Origin of the sequence: Pedobacter albus (genome assembly GCF_036324255.1) — a bacterium.
Classification (GTDB): domain Bacteria; phylum Bacteroidota; class Bacteroidia; order Sphingobacteriales; family Sphingobacteriaceae; genus Pedobacter; species Pedobacter albus.
Map to the genome: position 1 here is coordinate 1,990,334 of NZ_JAZDQT010000001.1, position 16,230 is coordinate 2,006,563.

Here is a 16,230-nt window from a genome sequence, read left to right on the forward strand (position 1 = left end):
GCTAAGTTTCTACCGATGAAACCGAGCAAAAACCAAATAACCCCTTAGTTCACAGCAATGAAGAAAGTTAAAGCCCTAATCTGTGTCATCATACCCATTCTATTAGCCTACGTTTTTAACACCAAATTTGGTGATACGCCACCCGTTCTCAAGTTCTTGAACCCTTTTACGGGCTTTTGGCAAAATGCCGAGAGCAACATCGTTACGGCCAACAAAAAAATAGTGCTTAAAGGTGCGCAGGACAAGATCGACATCCTTTTCGACGACCGCATGATCCCACACGTGTTTGCACAAAACGACCACGACCTTTACTATGCCCAGGGCTATGTAACCGCCATGCACCGTTTGTGGCAGATGGATTTCCAGACCCGCTTTGCTGCCGGAAGGATTTCGGAAGTGGTAGGTAAAAAAGCCATAGAGGTTGACCGCTACCAACGCCGCATGGGTATGGTTTACGGTGCCGAGAACTCGCTGAGAGGCATGATGGCCGACCCGAAAGCCAAGGAAATGATTTTGGCTTATACCGATGGCATCAATGCCTATATCCGTTCTTTAAACAGGGCAAACCTGCCACTCGAATATAAATTGTTGGATTTTAAGCCTGAAAATTGGACTCCTATCAAATGTGCCTTGTTGCTTAAGCAGATGTCGGCCGTGCTGGCTATGGGCTCAGACGAGTTTTACATGACCAACATCTTGAAGAAATTTGGCCCAGAAGTAACCAAAGACCTTTTCCCCGATTATCCGTTTAAGGAAGACCCAATTATTCCGGTAGGCACCAAATGGGATTTTAAGCCTTTGCCAATTCCGCAAACGCCCAACAGCTTTACCGAAATGATGAGTACCGACATCAAAACCAAACAAAAGGAAGAAGGCATTGGCAGCAACAACTGGGCAGTGTCTGGGTCTAAAACGGCGTCGGGCTACCCTATTTTGGCTAACGATCCGCATCTCGACCTTACTTTGCCTTCTATCTGGTACCAAATCCAGTTGCATGCCCCTGGCGTAAATGCCTATGGGGTTTCCTTGCCGGGTGCACCGGGAATCATTATCGGCTTTAACCAAAAAATTGCCTGGGGCGTAACCAATGTGGCGGCTGATGTACTCGATTTTTACCAAATCAAATTCAAGGACAACAGCCACAAAAGCTATTGGTACAACAACCAATGGAGAGATACCAAACCTACTTACGAAAAAATTAAAATCAGGGGCGGAGCTACCGAAATCGATACGGTTTTTTATACCCATCATGGCCCGGTGGTTTATTTCAACAAACCCAGCTATGGAAAAGCTGCGAATATTCCGATGGGCAGTGCCTTGCGTTGGATTGCCCACGATGAATCGAACGAACTCATGACCTTTTACTACCTGAACCGTGGCAAGAACTACGCCGATTACAGAAAAGCATTGACGTTTTATACCGCACCGGCCCAGAATTTTGTATTTGCCAGTGCCGACAACGATATCGCCATTACGCCAAACGGCAAGTTTCCGCTCAAATGGAAAGACCAGGGCAAGTTTATTTTAGATGGTTCCGATCCGGCCTACGATTGGCATGGCTGGATACCTGCCGACCAAAACCCAACGGTTAAGAATCCACCACGAGGCTTTGTCAGCTCGGCCAACCAATCATCAACCGATCCGTCCTATCCATATTACATCAACTGGGAATTTTCGCCATACGAACGGGGCAAACGCATTAACGATAGGCTTGCTGTGATGACGAAAGCCACTGTTGATAGCATGCGCAACCTGCAAAGCGATTCGTACAGCATTACCGCACAAAACCTATTGCCATCGGTTATGCCCTTGATCAATGCCGCGCAACTGAATGCCACCCAAAAGGAAGCTTTCAACTACATGGGCAAATGGAACAAGTTTTTCGATGCCAAGTCGGCTGCCGCCAGTGTATTCGATTTGTGGCTAAAGCGGTTGGATTACGATATCTGGGATGACGAATTTACCGTAGCCAATATGCCGATGCGCCACCCTTCGAGAGACCGCACCATCGAGCTGATCCAGAAAGACCCTAACTCCAAATGGTTCGACAATGTGAAAACCAGTCAGAAAGAAACTTTGGCCGATTTGGTTAACGAATCGTTCAGATTTGCCTGCGACAGCTTGGAAAGAAAGTATGGCCCGATTGGCAAAAACTGGGCATGGGCTAATGTTAAGGGTTCAAATGTGCCTCACTTGGCCAAAATACCTGGTTTTGGTTCTAAGAAGCTGATGATTGGCGGTGCCAAAAGTACGGTTAATGCCTTGAGCGAAACCAATGGCCCTTCGTGGCGTATGGTGATTGAACTGGGCAAAACGCCTAAAGGCCATGGTGTTTATCCGGGCGGACAATCGGGCAATCCCGGCAGTCCGTTTTATGACAACATGATCGATACCTGGGCACAAGGCAAACTCTACGATCTTTTCTTTATGCAAAGTCCCGACGACCGTACGGGCAAAATAATCTCACATTACAAAATCTCTAAAAAATAAGACATGGTTTTTATCGTCGTTATTATAGCTTCTTTTTTACTGCAAATGGTGATGCCTTGGTGGGCTGTTATCGTGATTTCTTTTGCCACTTGCGGCTTGATTGGCAAAACAGCCCGCGTATCTTTCTGGCAGCCTTTTTTGGCCATTTTAATTTTATGGATCGGCATGGCGCTGCTTAAGAGCCTTCCCAACCACCACGTATTGGCTACCCGTGTAGCTGAAATGATCGGAGCCAAGCTGTGGCCGGTGGTGTTGGCCGTTACGGGCCTGCTTGGTGGACTGGTAGCTGGAATTAGTGGTTATTGTGGACATCATTTCAGGAAAACGCTCATCAGCATGAAAACCAAGGCTTAGGCAGGTTACCTTCTACCTTTATCTATTTTTCGTATTTTTGCGCAGTGAATACTCCAGATCCTGCGCAAATATTTTCTATTGATAACCCAACTGCATTTGAGCAGGTTGCGCTAACCGTTTTTAGGCATCAGGCCGAACATTGCGCCGTTTATCGCGATTACATTCATTACCTGAACATCGATCCGGCATCGATAAACAGTTACCTGCAGATTCCTTTTTTGCCGATCAGCTTTTTTAAAAGCCATGAAGTAGTAAGCACAGCCGATCAACCCGAAATTGTATTCAGCAGCTCGGGCACTACCGGGCAAAGCACCAGCAAACATTTGGTAAGCGACGTTAAAATTTACGAACAGAGCTTTAACCTGGCTTTTGAGCAGTTTTATGGAAACCCGCAAGATATTTGCATCTTGGCCCTGCTCCCCTCTTATTTAGAACGCGAAGGCTCATCGCTGATTTACATGGTTGATGATTTGCTCAAACAAAGCCAACATCCTCAAAGCGGCTATTTTTTACACGACTTGGAAGCCCTTTACCAAACCTTGTTGACCGTTAAAGCCAGTGGACAAAAAACCATTCTGATTGGCGTTACTTATGCCCTGCTCGATTTTGTAGAAAGCTTTCAGCTGGACTTCCCCGAACTGATTGTGATGGAAACCGGAGGCATGAAGGGCAAGAGAAAGGAAATGGTACGGGAAGAACTGCACCAGATTTTAACGGCTGGCTTTGGGGTAAGCAATATCCACAGCGAGTATGGCATGACCGAGCTGTTATCGCAGGGCTATTCTTACGGAGATGGTATTTTTAATTGTCCGCCATGGATGAAAATTCTACTGAGAGATACTTCAGATCCCTTGAGTTTGTTAGCAGGCAAGCAAAGCGGAGGCATCAACGTCATCGATTTGGCTAATCTTAACTCTTGCGCCTTTATTGCTACGCAAGATTTGGGTAAAGTTTATCCCGATGGAAGTTTTGAAGTACTCGGTCGTTTCGACAATGCCGATATCAGGGGCTGTAATTTGTTGGTGCAATAGTATTGAAAGAAGTTTAAGGGCTCCCGATTAACAGGTTTTCTATTTATAATATGCTAATCTGTGACAGCTCTATATCTAATGCACTTGTTGGTGTTCTTCACCAACAAGTTATAAATCTTACATTCATTAGCTGACTTTGCACCGTCGTCGGTGAAGAACACCTACGACTGCGAGAAATAGCAAAACAAAAAAGCCACATCTTAGCAAATCGAAATCTGTTAATCTGTGGCTATTTTCTATCCAAAAACTATCCCGCGATAATCAAGAAATAGTTTCTTTTCCCTTTTTGCACAATGATAAACTGGTCGTTAATCAAGTCTGCAGTGGCATATTGCGTTGAAGGTTCGGCAATTTTGACCTTGTTGATGCTTAATCCACCACCTTGGACTGTTTTTTTCACCTCTCCTTTTGATGGGAAAATAGCTGTTTTTTCGGCCAACAAACTAGCAGCATCAATACCTTCGGCCAGTTCGGCTTTCGAAATATTGAATTGAGGCACTCCTTCGAACATTTCCAATACGCTTTTGGCATCCAAGGTTTTCAGGAAATCCAAGTCGCCATTGCCAAACAAAAACTCCGAGGTTTTAATCGCAGCTTCCAAGGCCTCTACAGAGTGGGTTCTAACCGTAATATCTTCGGCCAAGGCTTTTTGCAAAATACGCAAATGTGGTGCAGCATCGTGCTCTTGCTCTAGCGTTTCAATTTCTTCTTTGCTTTTGAGCGTAAAGATCCTAATCCATGCCTTTACATCGCTATCTGAAGCATTAAGCCAGAACTGGTAAAATTTATAAGGCGAGGTTTTCTCTGCATCCAACCATACCGCTCCGCTTTCGGTCTTGCCAAATTTGGTACCGTCGGCTTTTTTAATCAGTTGGGTAGTGATGGCATAAGCCGTACCGCCGTCTTTTCTCCTGATCAGTTCAGTACCGGTAACAATATTGCCCCATTGGTCTGAACCGCCCATTTGCAAAGTACAGTTATGGTTTTTCCACAAATAGTAGAAATCGTAGCCTTGCACCAACTGGTAGCTGAATTCGGTAAACGACATGCCCGTTTCGCCTTCTAAACGTTTTTTTACGCTGTCTTTGGCCATCATGTAGTTCACGGTAATGTGCTTGCCTACATCGCGGATAAAATCGAGGAAAGTAAAGTTCTGGAACCAATCACCGTTGTTGACCATTTGGGCAGCATTGCTACCTTCGCCAAATTCTAAAAAGCGGCCCAGCTGTTTTTTCAGCTCGTTTAAGTTGTGGTTTAAAATCTCTGGCGTTAACAAATTGCGTTCGGCCGATTTACCCGAAGGATCGCCTACCATGCCAGTAGCACCACCAACCAAGGCAAAAGGCTTATGGCCTGCGCGTTGGAAATGGATTAAGGTCATGATTTGGGTCAAGTGGCCTACGTGCAACGAATCAGCAGTAGGATCAAAACCGATATAACCGGCACACATGCCTTCGTTCAGTTTCTCCTCGGTATTGGGCATGATGTCATGCAACATTCCTCTCCAGCGTAATTCATCAACAAAATTTGTCATCGTGTACTTATTTTAGCCTGCAAAGATAGCTTTTTACGCCTAATTTTCACTCCATTTTTCTCCGTTCAAAAATGACATTTGTTCAGTTTTAAACGATTTCGCTTTCTGCCCAGAAAAACTATCTTTACGAGATGAACTTTTTGTCGCATTATTATTTCGATCGCAACAGCGCCAACCAAAATTTGGTGCTCGGCACCGTATTGCCTGATTTGGTCAAGAATGCACACAAAGACTGGAACTTCTACCCACAAAAAAACGAAGCGTTATTTACAGCCGACGAACAACAGCGCCAACTGTTGCAGGGCTGGAAAAGGCATTTGGCTGTCGATGCCATTTTCCACTCTTCCGATTTTTTCCTCACCGAAACCGCTAAGCTCAAACAACTGCTCTTGCCCATACTTGGCGATAGCCCGGTACGTCCCTCCTTTTTGGCCCATATCGGTCTGGAACTGCTGCTCGATCATTTGTTGGTCACCAACCGTACCATAGACATCAATGCTTTTTACAGCCATCTCGAAAAGGTAAACGATCAGGTTTTGCTTCATTTCCTTCAACAATGTGGTTGCAACGATACCGATAGGTTCTTTGGCTTTTTCAACAGCTTTAAATCGAGCAGGTATTTACTGAGCTACCAGAAGCTCGAAAATATCAGCTACGCCTTGCAAAGGATCTGCATGCGCTTGTGGGCTCATCCGTTTAGCGAAACAACGGTTGCCCTGCTTACCGAACAACTGGAAGTTTATAAGGCAATGCTCGAAAAAAACTATCTTTCGATATTCGAAGACATCGAAAATCATCTCAAATAAAATATCCTTATTATCAATATTTTATAGCGACTTCCCATATTTGAAACCGGCATACTCGGTTCATATTTATATCTTCATCGAATCAAATTAACAATTCAATGAAATATAAATTAACCCTACTCTTGGCCTTCTTCGCTATGGCGTCATTTGCCCAATCACAACTTCAGGTACTTAAGAAACCCCAATGGAATACAGTCAGCGCTTCAGACAGCCGGTATGGCACTAGGCTAAACCTTGCCGATGACAACGTAGCCATGATTGTAAATGTGCCCAAGGCCGATTTTGCTGTGGTTACCATTGACAACAAGCTTCAGCAAAAATGGATGGTTACCTTAGAGGGCTTTCCAATGGCTATGGGCAAGTTCAAAGGGAACATCCTGGTTGTAGCAGCAACCGACCATTCTGATTCAAAAAGCTTTACCAATACTTTTATCGGTTATTTGATTGAGGAGAAAACCGGAAAAGTAATCACGAAAAAAAACATTTATAACGGCACTTCAGACTACATGGAAGAACCTCAGTTCTTTTTTGCCAAAGACGGTTCGTATTTCAAAATGACAGTTAGGTTAACCGCCATGAAAAAGAAGTCGAGGGTAAATTCGACATTGCTTCCACTGGTTACCTATTTAAGTAATTTGGGAACCGATAAGGATTTTGCCACCACCGTTGATTATAACCTGATAGATTTTGACAGTCAATTAGAACAAGCCCAAAAAACCACTCCAATTATGCCCGTAGGAGAAACCTGGGATGCCTATTGTGCAGAAGATGGCACTTTGCTGCTATTAACCAGAGACTCCAAGCTGGCCCAATGCAACCTTGCATTTTATACAAGCGGCAAGAGAGAACCTTTAAAAACCATAACGGTACCCGTTGATTTTTACAAAAAAACACGAGGCGGAAATGTTCAGTTTGCTTCAAGCGAAACTCCGTTGGTTTACTATTTTTCCTTAGTGTACCAAAATGCCAATCAAGATGCTTCCCTACTTGTTGCAAAAATCGATTTTAGAGATAACACCACCACCATAGAAAAAGAGATCATGGATAAAGCCCACACCAAGGAGTTGATCAAATCCTTTGTTGTGGTCAACAAGAAATTTGACGACATCTATTTTTCTAGTGCTTACCTTGATGTAAAAAGCATCAAAGAATACGGCAATCAGGTTTTGGTAGCCATTTCTCCAAACTATACCGTTTCTTACCAACGAAGCAGCTATAATGCAGACGAATCTGTTTTATTGAATGTATACGATCAGAAACTCAAACAACAATACCATCAGTTTATCCCTAGGTATTACGGAAGCTTAAAAGGCGAAGGTTCGCAAATTGCCTTTAGCCTTAAGGGCGATTTACTAAGAATGGTTGCCAATCAAAAGCGCGGACTTGGTGCGGTTACAACCAGGTATGCCGAAATGGATATGAAATCAGGAAAAATATTAAAGCTTATAGAACTTCCAAAAGACGACATCAGAAACCAATATTATGCCGATACGGAAGCCATGTGGTGGCAGGACTCTTCATTCACCTTGCCTTTTGTAGAAAGAAAGGGCTGGTTTAGCGACAAAGTCGACATGCAATTTCTACAGTTGAGCTATTAATTGCTTTTCATTTAAACCGGTCTTTAATTATCTTTGTTTCATGTCGATTTTTGCGGTAAAAGAACAGATGGATGCGTTGGTGGCAGAGCTGAACCAGCATACCTACAATTATTATGTATTGGCCATGCCTACCATTGCCGATTACGAGTTTGACAAGAAATTGGAAGAACTGGCCAAGCTGGAAAAAGCATATCCCGAATATGCCGATCCCAACTCTCCTACCCAAAAAGTAGGTGGCGACATCACCAAGAACTTTGTTACCGTACAGCATCGCTGGCCCATGCTTTCGCTGGGCAATACCTACAATGAGCAAGACCTGCGCGATTTCGACGAGCGTGTTAGAAAAGCCATAGGCGATGATTTCCAATATGTTTGCGAACTCAAATTCGACGGCCTGTCGATGAGCCTCACTTACGAGAACGGTATTTTAGCCAGGGCGGTAACCCGTGGCGACGGCACACAGGGCGATGATGTAACTACCAACATCAAAACCATCCACACCATTCCACATCGCTTACAAGGCGAAGATATTCCCGATGTTTTCGAAATCAGGGGCGAAGTTTTTATGCACCGCGCGGCTTTTGAACGCCTCAACAAAGAACGCGAAGAACTGGGCGAAGTACCTTATGCCAATCCGCGCAACTTTGCGGCAGGCACCGTTAAAATGCAAGACTCAAAAGAGGTACGTAAACGCCCGCTCGATTGTTTTTTGTATGCCTTTTACAGCGACAGGCCTCAATTCAAAACCCATTGGCAAAGTTTGGAAACCGTAAAAAAATGGGGCTTCCATGTATCAGAACACAGCCGTTTGGTATCGAACATAGACGAGGTGCTGGCCTTTATCGCCCATTGGGAAAACGAACGCTTCAAACTCAGCTACGATATTGATGGCATCGTTATCAAGGTAAACAGCTATGCCCAGCAACAGGAATTGGGCTTCACCGCCAAATCGCCACGTTGGGCCATTTCTTACAAATACAAAGCCGCAGAAGTACAAACCGTACTCGAAAAGGTAACCTACCAGGTTGGCCGCACGGGAGCCGTTACACCGGTAGCCAACCTCAAACCGGTAGTACTAGCAGGTACCACGGTAAAAAGGGCCACCCTGCACAATGCCGACGAAATCAAAAGGCTCGACTTGCACGAACACGATACTGTTTACGTAGAAAAAGGTGGCGAAATTATTCCGAAAATCATCAAGGTGAACCTCGATAAAAGGGTATCGGATGTAGCCATCGAATACACCACTACTTGTCCGGAATGTGGCACCGAGCTCATCAGAAAAGAGGGCGAAGTAGCTTTTTACTGTCCGAACGACGAGGGCTGTCCGCCACAAATCGTAGGCAAAATCCAGCATTTTATTGGTCGCAAGGCGATGAATATTGATGGTTTGGGCGACGAAACCATCGAAACCTTTTACCAAAGAGGCCTGGTATCGCACATCAGCGATTTGTATACCTTGTACCAAAAAGCCGACGAGCTCAAAGCTATTGAACGTTTTGGAGAGAAATCGATCGACAACATGCTGAAAGGAATCGAAGCCTCTAAGCAAATGCCTTTCGAAAAGCTCTTGTTTGGGCTGGGTATTCGTTATGTGGGCGAAACCGTTGCCAGAAAATTGGCGCGTGGCGTAAAAAACATCGACAACCTGGGCAAGGCTTCGGTAGAAGAACTGACGGCTATCGATGAAATCGGACAGCGCATTGCCGAAAGCATACAGGAATACTTTAGCAACGAAGAACACCTGCAGCAAATTGAGCTGTTAAAGGTAGCCGGACTGCAGTTTGAGGTTCAAGAAAATGCAATAATCCTGCAAAGTGATAAATTAAACGGAAAAACATTTGTAATTTCGGGTGTTTTTGAAAAACATGGTCGAGAGGAGCTTAAAACCATCATCGAAGAAAACGGAGGCAAGATTTTGAGTGGTATTTCTGCCAAATTAGACTACCTCGTTGCAGGCGATAATATGGGTCCGTCAAAACTCGAAAAGGCAAAAAAACTAAACGTGCCTCTGATCAGCGATGAGGAGCTGTTGGCCATGCTTGCAGAATAAATGATAAAGTGATTGAATGAGGGGATGAAAGAATGAGTATGATTGAATTTTGAAAGGATGGTTTAAACCTTAGCCATTTCTCTCATTCAAAATTCAGTCATTCAATAATTATATAAACAAAAATGAACAAATTTCACGGAACTGGTGTGGCTTTGGTTACACCTTTTAACACAGACGGAACGGTTGATTATCAGGGTTTGAAAAAACTGATCAATCACTTGGTTGATGGAGGTATCGATTACCTTGTATCATTAGGTACAACAGGCGAAACAGCCACATTGAGCAAGGACGAGAAGAAGAAGGTGTGGGATTTTACCGCTGAAATTAACGATGGTCGCCTGCCCTTGGTAGCCGGCATCGGTGGCAACGATACGCTAAACATTGCCGAAGCCATCAAATCGTTCGAGAACAATCAATACAGTGCCTTGCTTTCGGTAAGCCCTTATTACAACAAGCCTACACAAGAAGGCATTTACCAGCACTACAAATATTTGAGCGAGCAAAGCGAGCTGCCCATCATTTTGTACAATGTACCAGGTCGCACGGGAAGCAACATGAGCCCAGAAACCACTTGCAGGTTGGCCCACGATTTTAAGAACATTATTGCCACCAAAGAGGCCTCGGGCAGCTTTGACCAGTTTAACCAGATTATGCGCGATAAACCAGCAGACTTTATGCTGATTTCTGGCGATGACCCGATTGCCCTACCCATGATTTCGATTGGTGCCGTAGGCGTAATCTCGGTAGTGGGCAATGCTTTGCCTCAACAATTGTCGAGCATGATCAGATTGGCCTTACAAGGCGATTATAAAGCTGCTTTGCCAATCCACCTGAGCTTGTTGGAAATTACCAGACTAATGTTTGCAGAAGGCAACCCAGCGGGTGTTAAAGCCGTTTTAAAGCAATTAAACATTTGTGGCGACGATGTACGCCTACCATTGGTAAAAGCCACCGAAGGATTGAACAAAAGCCTTGCCCAGCAAGTAGAAAACCTATTGAGTTTAGTTTAAATTACTGGCGAACAGCCCAGTAATCAAATAGAGCAATATAAAAGGCGCTTCCAGTAATGGAGGCGCTTTTGTTTTTAAGTAGTTTGGGCTTGCCAAAGATTAACAGATTTTATATTCATAGCCTATAACCTGTTGTTCTGGCAGATTGCAAATATACCGCTTTCAACATCCCAACTAACCAGAAGTAGCTTACCAGTGATTTCATCAAATGAATCTGTTAATCAGTGGCTTAATAACGAATCTGTTGTTTTTGTAGCCGACAAACCCACAGCTACTAAGGTCAATGGCACATCTCAACTAACCAGAAAATACAAGGCATAAAAAAAGCGCCTTGGTAATGGGCGCTTCTTTTTTCAATGGCTTAAGAACTAAGCTTTGTTTTTAGTTTCTTGGATCTCTAAACGGATGCTTTGAGCTAAGTTTTTAAGATCTTGCATACCTTTACGTACACGAGTACCAGCGGCACTGTTAGATTTGTTGTAGAATTTGTCAGCATCAGCTTCTAAAGCTGCAACAAGTGCCTTTACTTCATTAAATTTTTTCATTTTTAAATTACTCCTTTTAGTTTTTTTTAAGGTTTTGATTAATACTCTCTTACTAAAGTAAGATGTTTATTCTAATAAAAAAACTTTTGCAACAATAAAAAAAGGCTTTCAGAGCGGTTTTTTTCCACATTTTAAGTGGTTATAAACAAGCTTGCATGCATAAAAAACAGCTATAAGACTGATTTACAGTCAATTAAATAAATTTCAAAAAAAATGCCCTCTAATGTACATTGAGGGCATTTTTCTGTGTTTTTTATTCAGTTGCCGAGAACTTGTTCTCTTTATAGTATCCCTTTTTCAGCTTTTCTGCCACCTCGCTAAAGGCATCGAGGGTTCTTTGTACGTCTTCCATCGTGTGTACGGCTGTTGGGATTAACCTCAATTCGATCATTCCCTTTGGTATAACCGGATAAACCACAATAGAACAGAAAATTCCGTAGTTCTCGCGCAAATCCATAGTCAAGGCTGTTGCTTCTAGCAGTTCGCCTTTTAAGAAAACTGGCGTAACTACCGTATCGGTTACACCGATATCAAAACCGCGCTCGCGCAAGCCTTGTTGTAAGGTTGTGGCTACTTTCCACAGTTTTTCTCTCAGCTCTGGATTGTTCTTTAACAGTTCCAAACGTTTCAGCAAACCAATTACCATGGGCATTGGCAAGGCTTTGGCAAAAGTTTGCGAACGCATGTTATACCTGAAATAGTTGGTCAGTTCTTCAGTAGAAGCTACAAACGCGCCAATACCCGCCATCGATTTGGCGAAAGTGGCAAAATATACGTCAACGCCTTCGATACAGTTTTGAGCCTCATGCGTACCTGCGCCAGTTGGGCCCATGGTACCAAAACCATGTGCATCGTCAATCAGCAAACGGAAGTTGAACTCTTTTTTCAAATCGATCAGTTCCTTAAGCTTGCCTTGCGCGCCCGACATGCCGAAAACACCTTCGGTAATCACCAAGATACCGCCACCGGTTTGTTCAACCAGTTTGCTGGCTCTTTCCAATTGTTTACGTGCATCTTCAATATTATTGTGTTTGTACACAAAGCGTTTGCCCATGTGCAGCCTCAAGCCGTCAACGATACAGGCATGCGATTCGCCGTCGTATACTACTACATCATTCCTATCCAATAAGGCATCAATAATCGACACCATACCTTGGTAACCAAAGTTCAACAAGAACGCATCTGGCTTGCCTACAAAAGTGGCCAATTCCTGTTCTAATTGCTCATGGTATTTAGAATTTCCCGACATCATACGGGCGCCCATTGGGTAGGCCATACCAAAATCGATTGCACCTTGCTCGTCGGCCTTTCTTACTTCCGGGTGGTTGGCCAAGCCCAAATAGTTGTTCAAGCTCCAAACCAAATGTTCTTTTCCCCTGAAATTCATATGTGGTGCAATTTCTCCTTCTAGTTTTGGGAAAGAGAAATATCCGTGAGACCATTTCTGGTGTTGCCCGATTGGGCCCATCCGCTTCGCTACTTTTTCAAAAATGTCCAATGTAATATATTTTAATGTGATAGAGTTTTTTTATTAATCCGGCAAATTTACGCTTAAAATCCCTATTTAACAACGGGTTAAGTTTAATTAAAAAGCAAAAAAAAGCCTTAGCAATAATGAGTTGCTAAGGCCGATCTATTATGATTTTGGTCTATTAGTCAACGTTGTCGTGTAGAAAAGAGTTGTTAGGCCTAATTTCAGTTGTTCCGTCTTCGTCGTTGCTCAAGGTAAATCTAGATACTTGCGATTCTGACGAGTGTTGGATTTGTTGCAATTGCATTTGCTTGCGTTTGTAGGCAGGCTCGTTTTCCAATTCCTGCAAACCATTGGTGGTACGCAATTTCATGCTCAGGTCTTTTAACCTCAAGATGCGTTCTTTCGATTTTCTTAATTGCTCTTCGATCGAATCATCGTTTTTATGGTCGTCTGCTCCTACCACTGGCTCTGGTTCAACCGGCTCAGGTGCAACAATTTCTTCTTGTTCTAATTGGGCAACCGGCGTTTCGAATACAAAATCGGTTTCGGCCAATTTCACCTCGAACTCAAAACCTGGCTCTTGTGGCTGAGCTTCGGCCATTGGCACTTTTTCTTCTTCTACCAACTGGTGAACGATGGTTACATCTTCGGCTTCCTGAACCGCTGTTGGCCTGTTCATGTTGAACAAATCGCCGAACAAATCAGATTGCTTAGGTTCTTCCTGAACTTTCAATACCGGCTCGTCGCTTACCGGAGCTGGTTTAGCTTCGATGAAAGAGTTAACAGGCTCTACAGGTTTGACCAAAGGCGCTTCTTCAGGCGTTAGCAACGAGATTTTTTTGATGTTCTGTCTGTCTTTGGCTCTTTGCTCGGTTGTTTGGAAACCAGTGGCGATAATGGTAACCGACAGCTTATCTTCCAAGTTTTCGTCGATACAGTTACCCCAGATCAAATCGGCAGATAAGCCTGCTTTGTCTTGGATGTAGTCTGTAATTACCGTTACCTCGTCCATGGTTACCTCACGCAGGCCAGAACTGATGTTCAACAGGATATATCTTGCACCTTCAATTTCGTTGTCTTTGAGCAATGGCGAAGCCAAAGCACCTTCTACGGCAGCCAAGGCACGGTTTTCGCCTTCGGCCGAATGGCTACCCATAATCGATACGCCACTGTCTTTCATTACAGTACGCACATCTTTAAAATCGACGTTGATATAGCCAGGCACGGTAATGATCTCGGCAATGCCTTTGGCGGCAGTGGTTAAGATATCATCAGCCTGTGCAAAGGCCGAGCCCAAGGTTAAGTTGCCGAAGATCTCGCGCAGGCGGTCGTTAGAGATCACCAGGTAAGAATCTACGTATTTTTTGAGTTCTTCCAAACCGTCGTCGGCCTGCATCTTACGACGCTTGCCCTCGAAGGCGAAAGGTGTAGTAATGATAGCTACGGTCAGGATATCAAGTTCTTTGGCAGCCTGGGCAATAATCGGACTGGCACCTGTTCCGGTACCGCCACCCATACCCGCCGTAATGAAAAGCATTTTAGTGGTGCTGCCCAGCATGGCCTTGATATCGTCTATGTTTTCGATAGCCGAATTCTTGCCCACTTCAGGAATAGAACCTGCCCCCATACCTTCGGTTAAGCTAGAGCCTAACTGTACCTTATTGGGAATAGGACTAAATTCTAAAGCCTGTGCATCAGTATTACAGATAATAAAGTCTACACCCGTAATTCCTTGACGGTACATATGGTTTACCGCATTACCTCCACCGCCACCAACACCAATAACTTTGATAATTGACGACTTATCTTTTAACATTTCGAACTTCATATCGTTATGAATCAGTTGTTTAAAAAATTATAATTCTCTGTTCATCGCTTCTGTAATATTAACACTTTTTTAACAGTCGTTTCCCACAACTGTTAACAATGTGGAAAAATCCCAAATTGTGGAAAAATATTACGGCTTGATGTAGTCTTCGTCGCTCACATTCATGTCGTCTTTGATAAATTCTGTTGTTTTTCTCAACAATTTATCAAATAAGCCACCACTGCGTTTGGCTTTTTCCTTGGCTACCGGTTGCTCAACAAAAACGCCCGGTTGCTTCATTTCTTCTAACAATTCTTCGGCTTTTTGAATGCCTTTGATCAATAAGCCCACACTGGTGGCATACATCGGGCTCTTCAAATCGTCGTAAATGGTTTTTGGCATTTCTTCGTATTTAGACAAGTGCTCGTTAGGATAACCTACACGGCAATCTAAACCGGTTACATATTCTACCAACTGGTTCAGGTGCTTCAATAAGGCACCACCACCGGTAATCACCACGCCACCAATCAATTTTTTCTCGTAGCCAGAAGATTTGATTTCGTAGTAAACGTGCTCAACGATTTCTTCCATACGGGCCTGGATGACATACGCCAAGTTTTTTACCGAAATTTCTTTAGGCTCCCTGCCACGCAGGCCAGGTACGCAAATGATCTCGTTTTCTTTGTTTTCTTCGGCCAACGCAGAACCGAAACGGGTTTTTAACAATTCGGCCTGGTTACGCATCACCGAACAGCCTTCCCTGATGTCTTCGGTTACGCTATTGCCACCAAAAGGAATTACAGCCGTATGGCGGATAATACCTTGGTGGAAGATGGCAATATCAGTCGTGCCACCACCAATATCAACCAAGCAAACACCGGCTTCTTTCTCTTCGTCGCTCAACACCGACTCTGAGGAAGCCAAAGGCTCTAAAATAAGCTCCTGGGTTTGCAAACCTGCATTGGTTACGCAGCGCATAATATTTTTAACAGCAGTTACCTGTCCCGAAATGATATGGAAATTGGCTTCTAGGCGTACGCCGGCCATACCAATCGGATCTTTGATACCTGGTTCGTTATCGATGGTAAACTCTTGTGGCAATACATGGATAATCTCTTCTCCGGGAGGCATAACCAGTTTGAACATATCGTCAATGAGCTTGTCGATATCTTTTTTGCTGATTTCGCTGTTGAGTTCCCTGCGGGTTAAAATACCACGGTGCTGCAAGCTCTTGATGTGCTGCCCCGCAATACCCACGTTAACCACCCTGATTTCGACATTCGATTGGCTGCTGGCCAACTCTGTAGCCGCGGCAATGCCCTGCACCGTTTTTTGGATGTTGGAAACCACGCCACGGGTAACGCCCGCCGATTCGGCTTTGCCAATGCCCAAAACCTCAATTTTATCGTGCTGTGTCCTGCGTCCCACAATAGCACAAATTTTCGTTGTACCAATATCTAATCCTACTACGATTGGAGATTGAATGGTAGATTTATCTTTGCCCATAACTATATAATTTTGTTGAGTT

12 protein-coding genes are annotated in these 16,230 nt (G+C 44.0%); 7 read left to right on the top strand and 5 right to left on the bottom strand.

Annotated features, from left to right (window positions below; all coding sequences use genetic code 11):
* Nucleotides 1–57 precede the first annotated feature (57 nt).
* From VRU48_RS08225 to VRU48_RS08235, 3 genes are read left to right on the top strand one after another with little or no spacing between them, the layout of a single operon-like run.
* A complete protein-coding gene (locus VRU48_RS08225) occupies nucleotides 58–2,490 on the top strand; it encodes a penicillin acylase family protein (protein ID WP_330107442.1) in 2,433 nt (810 codons plus the stop codon).
* Between the two features lie 3 nt (nucleotides 2,491–2,493).
* Nucleotides 2,494–2,844: a hypothetical protein gene (locus VRU48_RS08230; protein WP_330107443.1), complete on the top strand. Its 351-nt coding sequence runs from the start codon at nucleotides 2,494–2,496 to the stop codon at nucleotides 2,842–2,844.
* 44 nt (nucleotides 2,845–2,888) lie between these two features.
* Complete coding sequence (locus tag VRU48_RS08235; protein ID WP_330107444.1) at nucleotides 2,889–3,875, top strand: LuxE/PaaK family acyltransferase; 987 nt, start codon at nucleotides 2,889–2,891, stop codon at nucleotides 3,873–3,875.
* Nucleotides 3,876–4,122: 247 nt separating this feature from the next.
* Here the strand turns inward: VRU48_RS08235 and tyrS are convergent, their stop codons facing one another.
* The gene (gene tyrS, locus VRU48_RS08240; RefSeq protein WP_330107445.1) at nucleotides 4,123–5,409 is read right to left on the bottom strand and encodes a tyrosine--tRNA ligase; all 1,287 of its coding nucleotides are present in this window, start codon (nucleotides 5,407–5,409) and stop codon (nucleotides 4,123–4,125) included.
* A gap of 131 nt (nucleotides 5,410–5,540) precedes the next feature.
* Between tyrS and VRU48_RS08245 the strand changes: the two genes are divergently transcribed.
* From VRU48_RS08245 to dapA, 4 genes are all read left to right on the top strand, one after another.
* Nucleotides 5,541–6,215, top strand: a complete 675-nt coding sequence (locus VRU48_RS08245; protein WP_330107446.1) for an ACP phosphodiesterase — start codon at nucleotides 5,541–5,543, stop codon at nucleotides 6,213–6,215.
* Between the two features lie 98 nt (nucleotides 6,216–6,313).
* Entirely contained in the window at nucleotides 6,314–7,813 is a 1,500-nt protein-coding gene (locus VRU48_RS08250; RefSeq protein WP_330107447.1) for a hypothetical protein, read from the top strand.
* Nucleotides 7,814–7,853: 40 nt separating this feature from the next.
* Complete coding sequence (gene ligA, locus VRU48_RS08255) at nucleotides 7,854–9,866, top strand: NAD-dependent DNA ligase LigA (RefSeq protein WP_330107448.1); 2,013 nt, start codon at nucleotides 7,854–7,856, stop codon at nucleotides 9,864–9,866.
* Nucleotides 9,867–9,988: 122 nt separating this feature from the next.
* Nucleotides 9,989–10,876, top strand: a complete 888-nt coding sequence (gene dapA, locus VRU48_RS08260; RefSeq protein WP_330107449.1) for a 4-hydroxy-tetrahydrodipicolinate synthase — start codon at nucleotides 9,989–9,991, stop codon at nucleotides 10,874–10,876.
* 368 nt (nucleotides 10,877–11,244) lie between these two features.
* On the opposite strand, the gene VRU48_RS08265 is transcribed toward dapA, so the two are convergent.
* From VRU48_RS08265 to ftsA, 4 genes are all read right to left on the bottom strand, one after another.
* Nucleotides 11,245–11,421: a histone H1 gene (locus tag VRU48_RS08265; protein ID WP_199138379.1), complete on the bottom strand. Its 177-nt coding sequence runs from the start codon at nucleotides 11,419–11,421 to the stop codon at nucleotides 11,245–11,247.
* 253 nt (nucleotides 11,422–11,674) lie between these two features.
* Entirely contained in the window at nucleotides 11,675–12,919 is a 1,245-nt protein-coding gene (locus VRU48_RS08270; protein ID WP_330107450.1) for an aminotransferase class I/II-fold pyridoxal phosphate-dependent enzyme, read from the bottom strand.
* A gap of 154 nt (nucleotides 12,920–13,073) precedes the next feature.
* Nucleotides 13,074–14,723, bottom strand: coding sequence for a cell division protein FtsZ (gene ftsZ / locus VRU48_RS08275; protein WP_330107451.1), 1,650 nt, complete (start codon nucleotides 14,721–14,723; stop codon nucleotides 13,074–13,076).
* 129 nt (nucleotides 14,724–14,852) lie between these two features.
* Nucleotides 14,853–16,208: a cell division protein FtsA gene (gene ftsA / locus VRU48_RS08280; protein WP_330107452.1), complete on the bottom strand. Its 1,356-nt coding sequence runs from the start codon at nucleotides 16,206–16,208 to the stop codon at nucleotides 14,853–14,855.
* Between the last annotated feature and the right edge of the window lie 22 nt (nucleotides 16,209–16,230).

What these genes read in the sequence shown, in the direction of transcription:
- VRU48_RS08225 (WP_330107442.1), top strand. Translation starts at nt 58, where the DNA reads ATGAAGAAAGTTAAAGCCCTAATCTGTGTCATCATACCCATTCTATTA.
- VRU48_RS08230 (WP_330107443.1), top strand. Translation starts at nt 2,494, where the DNA reads ATGGTTTTTATCGTCGTTATTATAGCTTCTTTTTTACTGCAAATGGTG.
- tyrS (WP_330107445.1), bottom strand. Translation starts at nt 5,409, where the DNA reads ATGACAAATTTTGTTGATGAATTACGCTGGAGAGGAATGTTGCATGAC.
- VRU48_RS08245 (WP_330107446.1), top strand. Translation starts at nt 5,541, where the DNA reads ATGAACTTTTTGTCGCATTATTATTTCGATCGCAACAGCGCCAACCAA.
- VRU48_RS08250 (WP_330107447.1), top strand. Translation starts at nt 6,314, where the DNA reads ATGAAATATAAATTAACCCTACTCTTGGCCTTCTTCGCTATGGCGTCA.
- ligA (WP_330107448.1), top strand. Translation starts at nt 7,854, where the DNA reads ATGTCGATTTTTGCGGTAAAAGAACAGATGGATGCGTTGGTGGCAGAG.
- dapA (WP_330107449.1), top strand. Translation starts at nt 9,989, where the DNA reads ATGAACAAATTTCACGGAACTGGTGTGGCTTTGGTTACACCTTTTAAC.
- VRU48_RS08265 (WP_199138379.1), bottom strand. Translation starts at nt 11,421, where the DNA reads ATGAAAAAATTTAATGAAGTAAAGGCACTTGTTGCAGCTTTAGAAGCT.
- ftsZ (WP_330107451.1), bottom strand. Translation starts at nt 14,723, where the DNA reads ATGAAGTTCGAAATGTTAAAAGATAAGTCGTCAATTATCAAAGTTATT.
- ftsA (WP_330107452.1), bottom strand. Translation starts at nt 16,208, where the DNA reads ATGGGCAAAGATAAATCTACCATTCAATCTCCAATCGTAGTAGGATTA.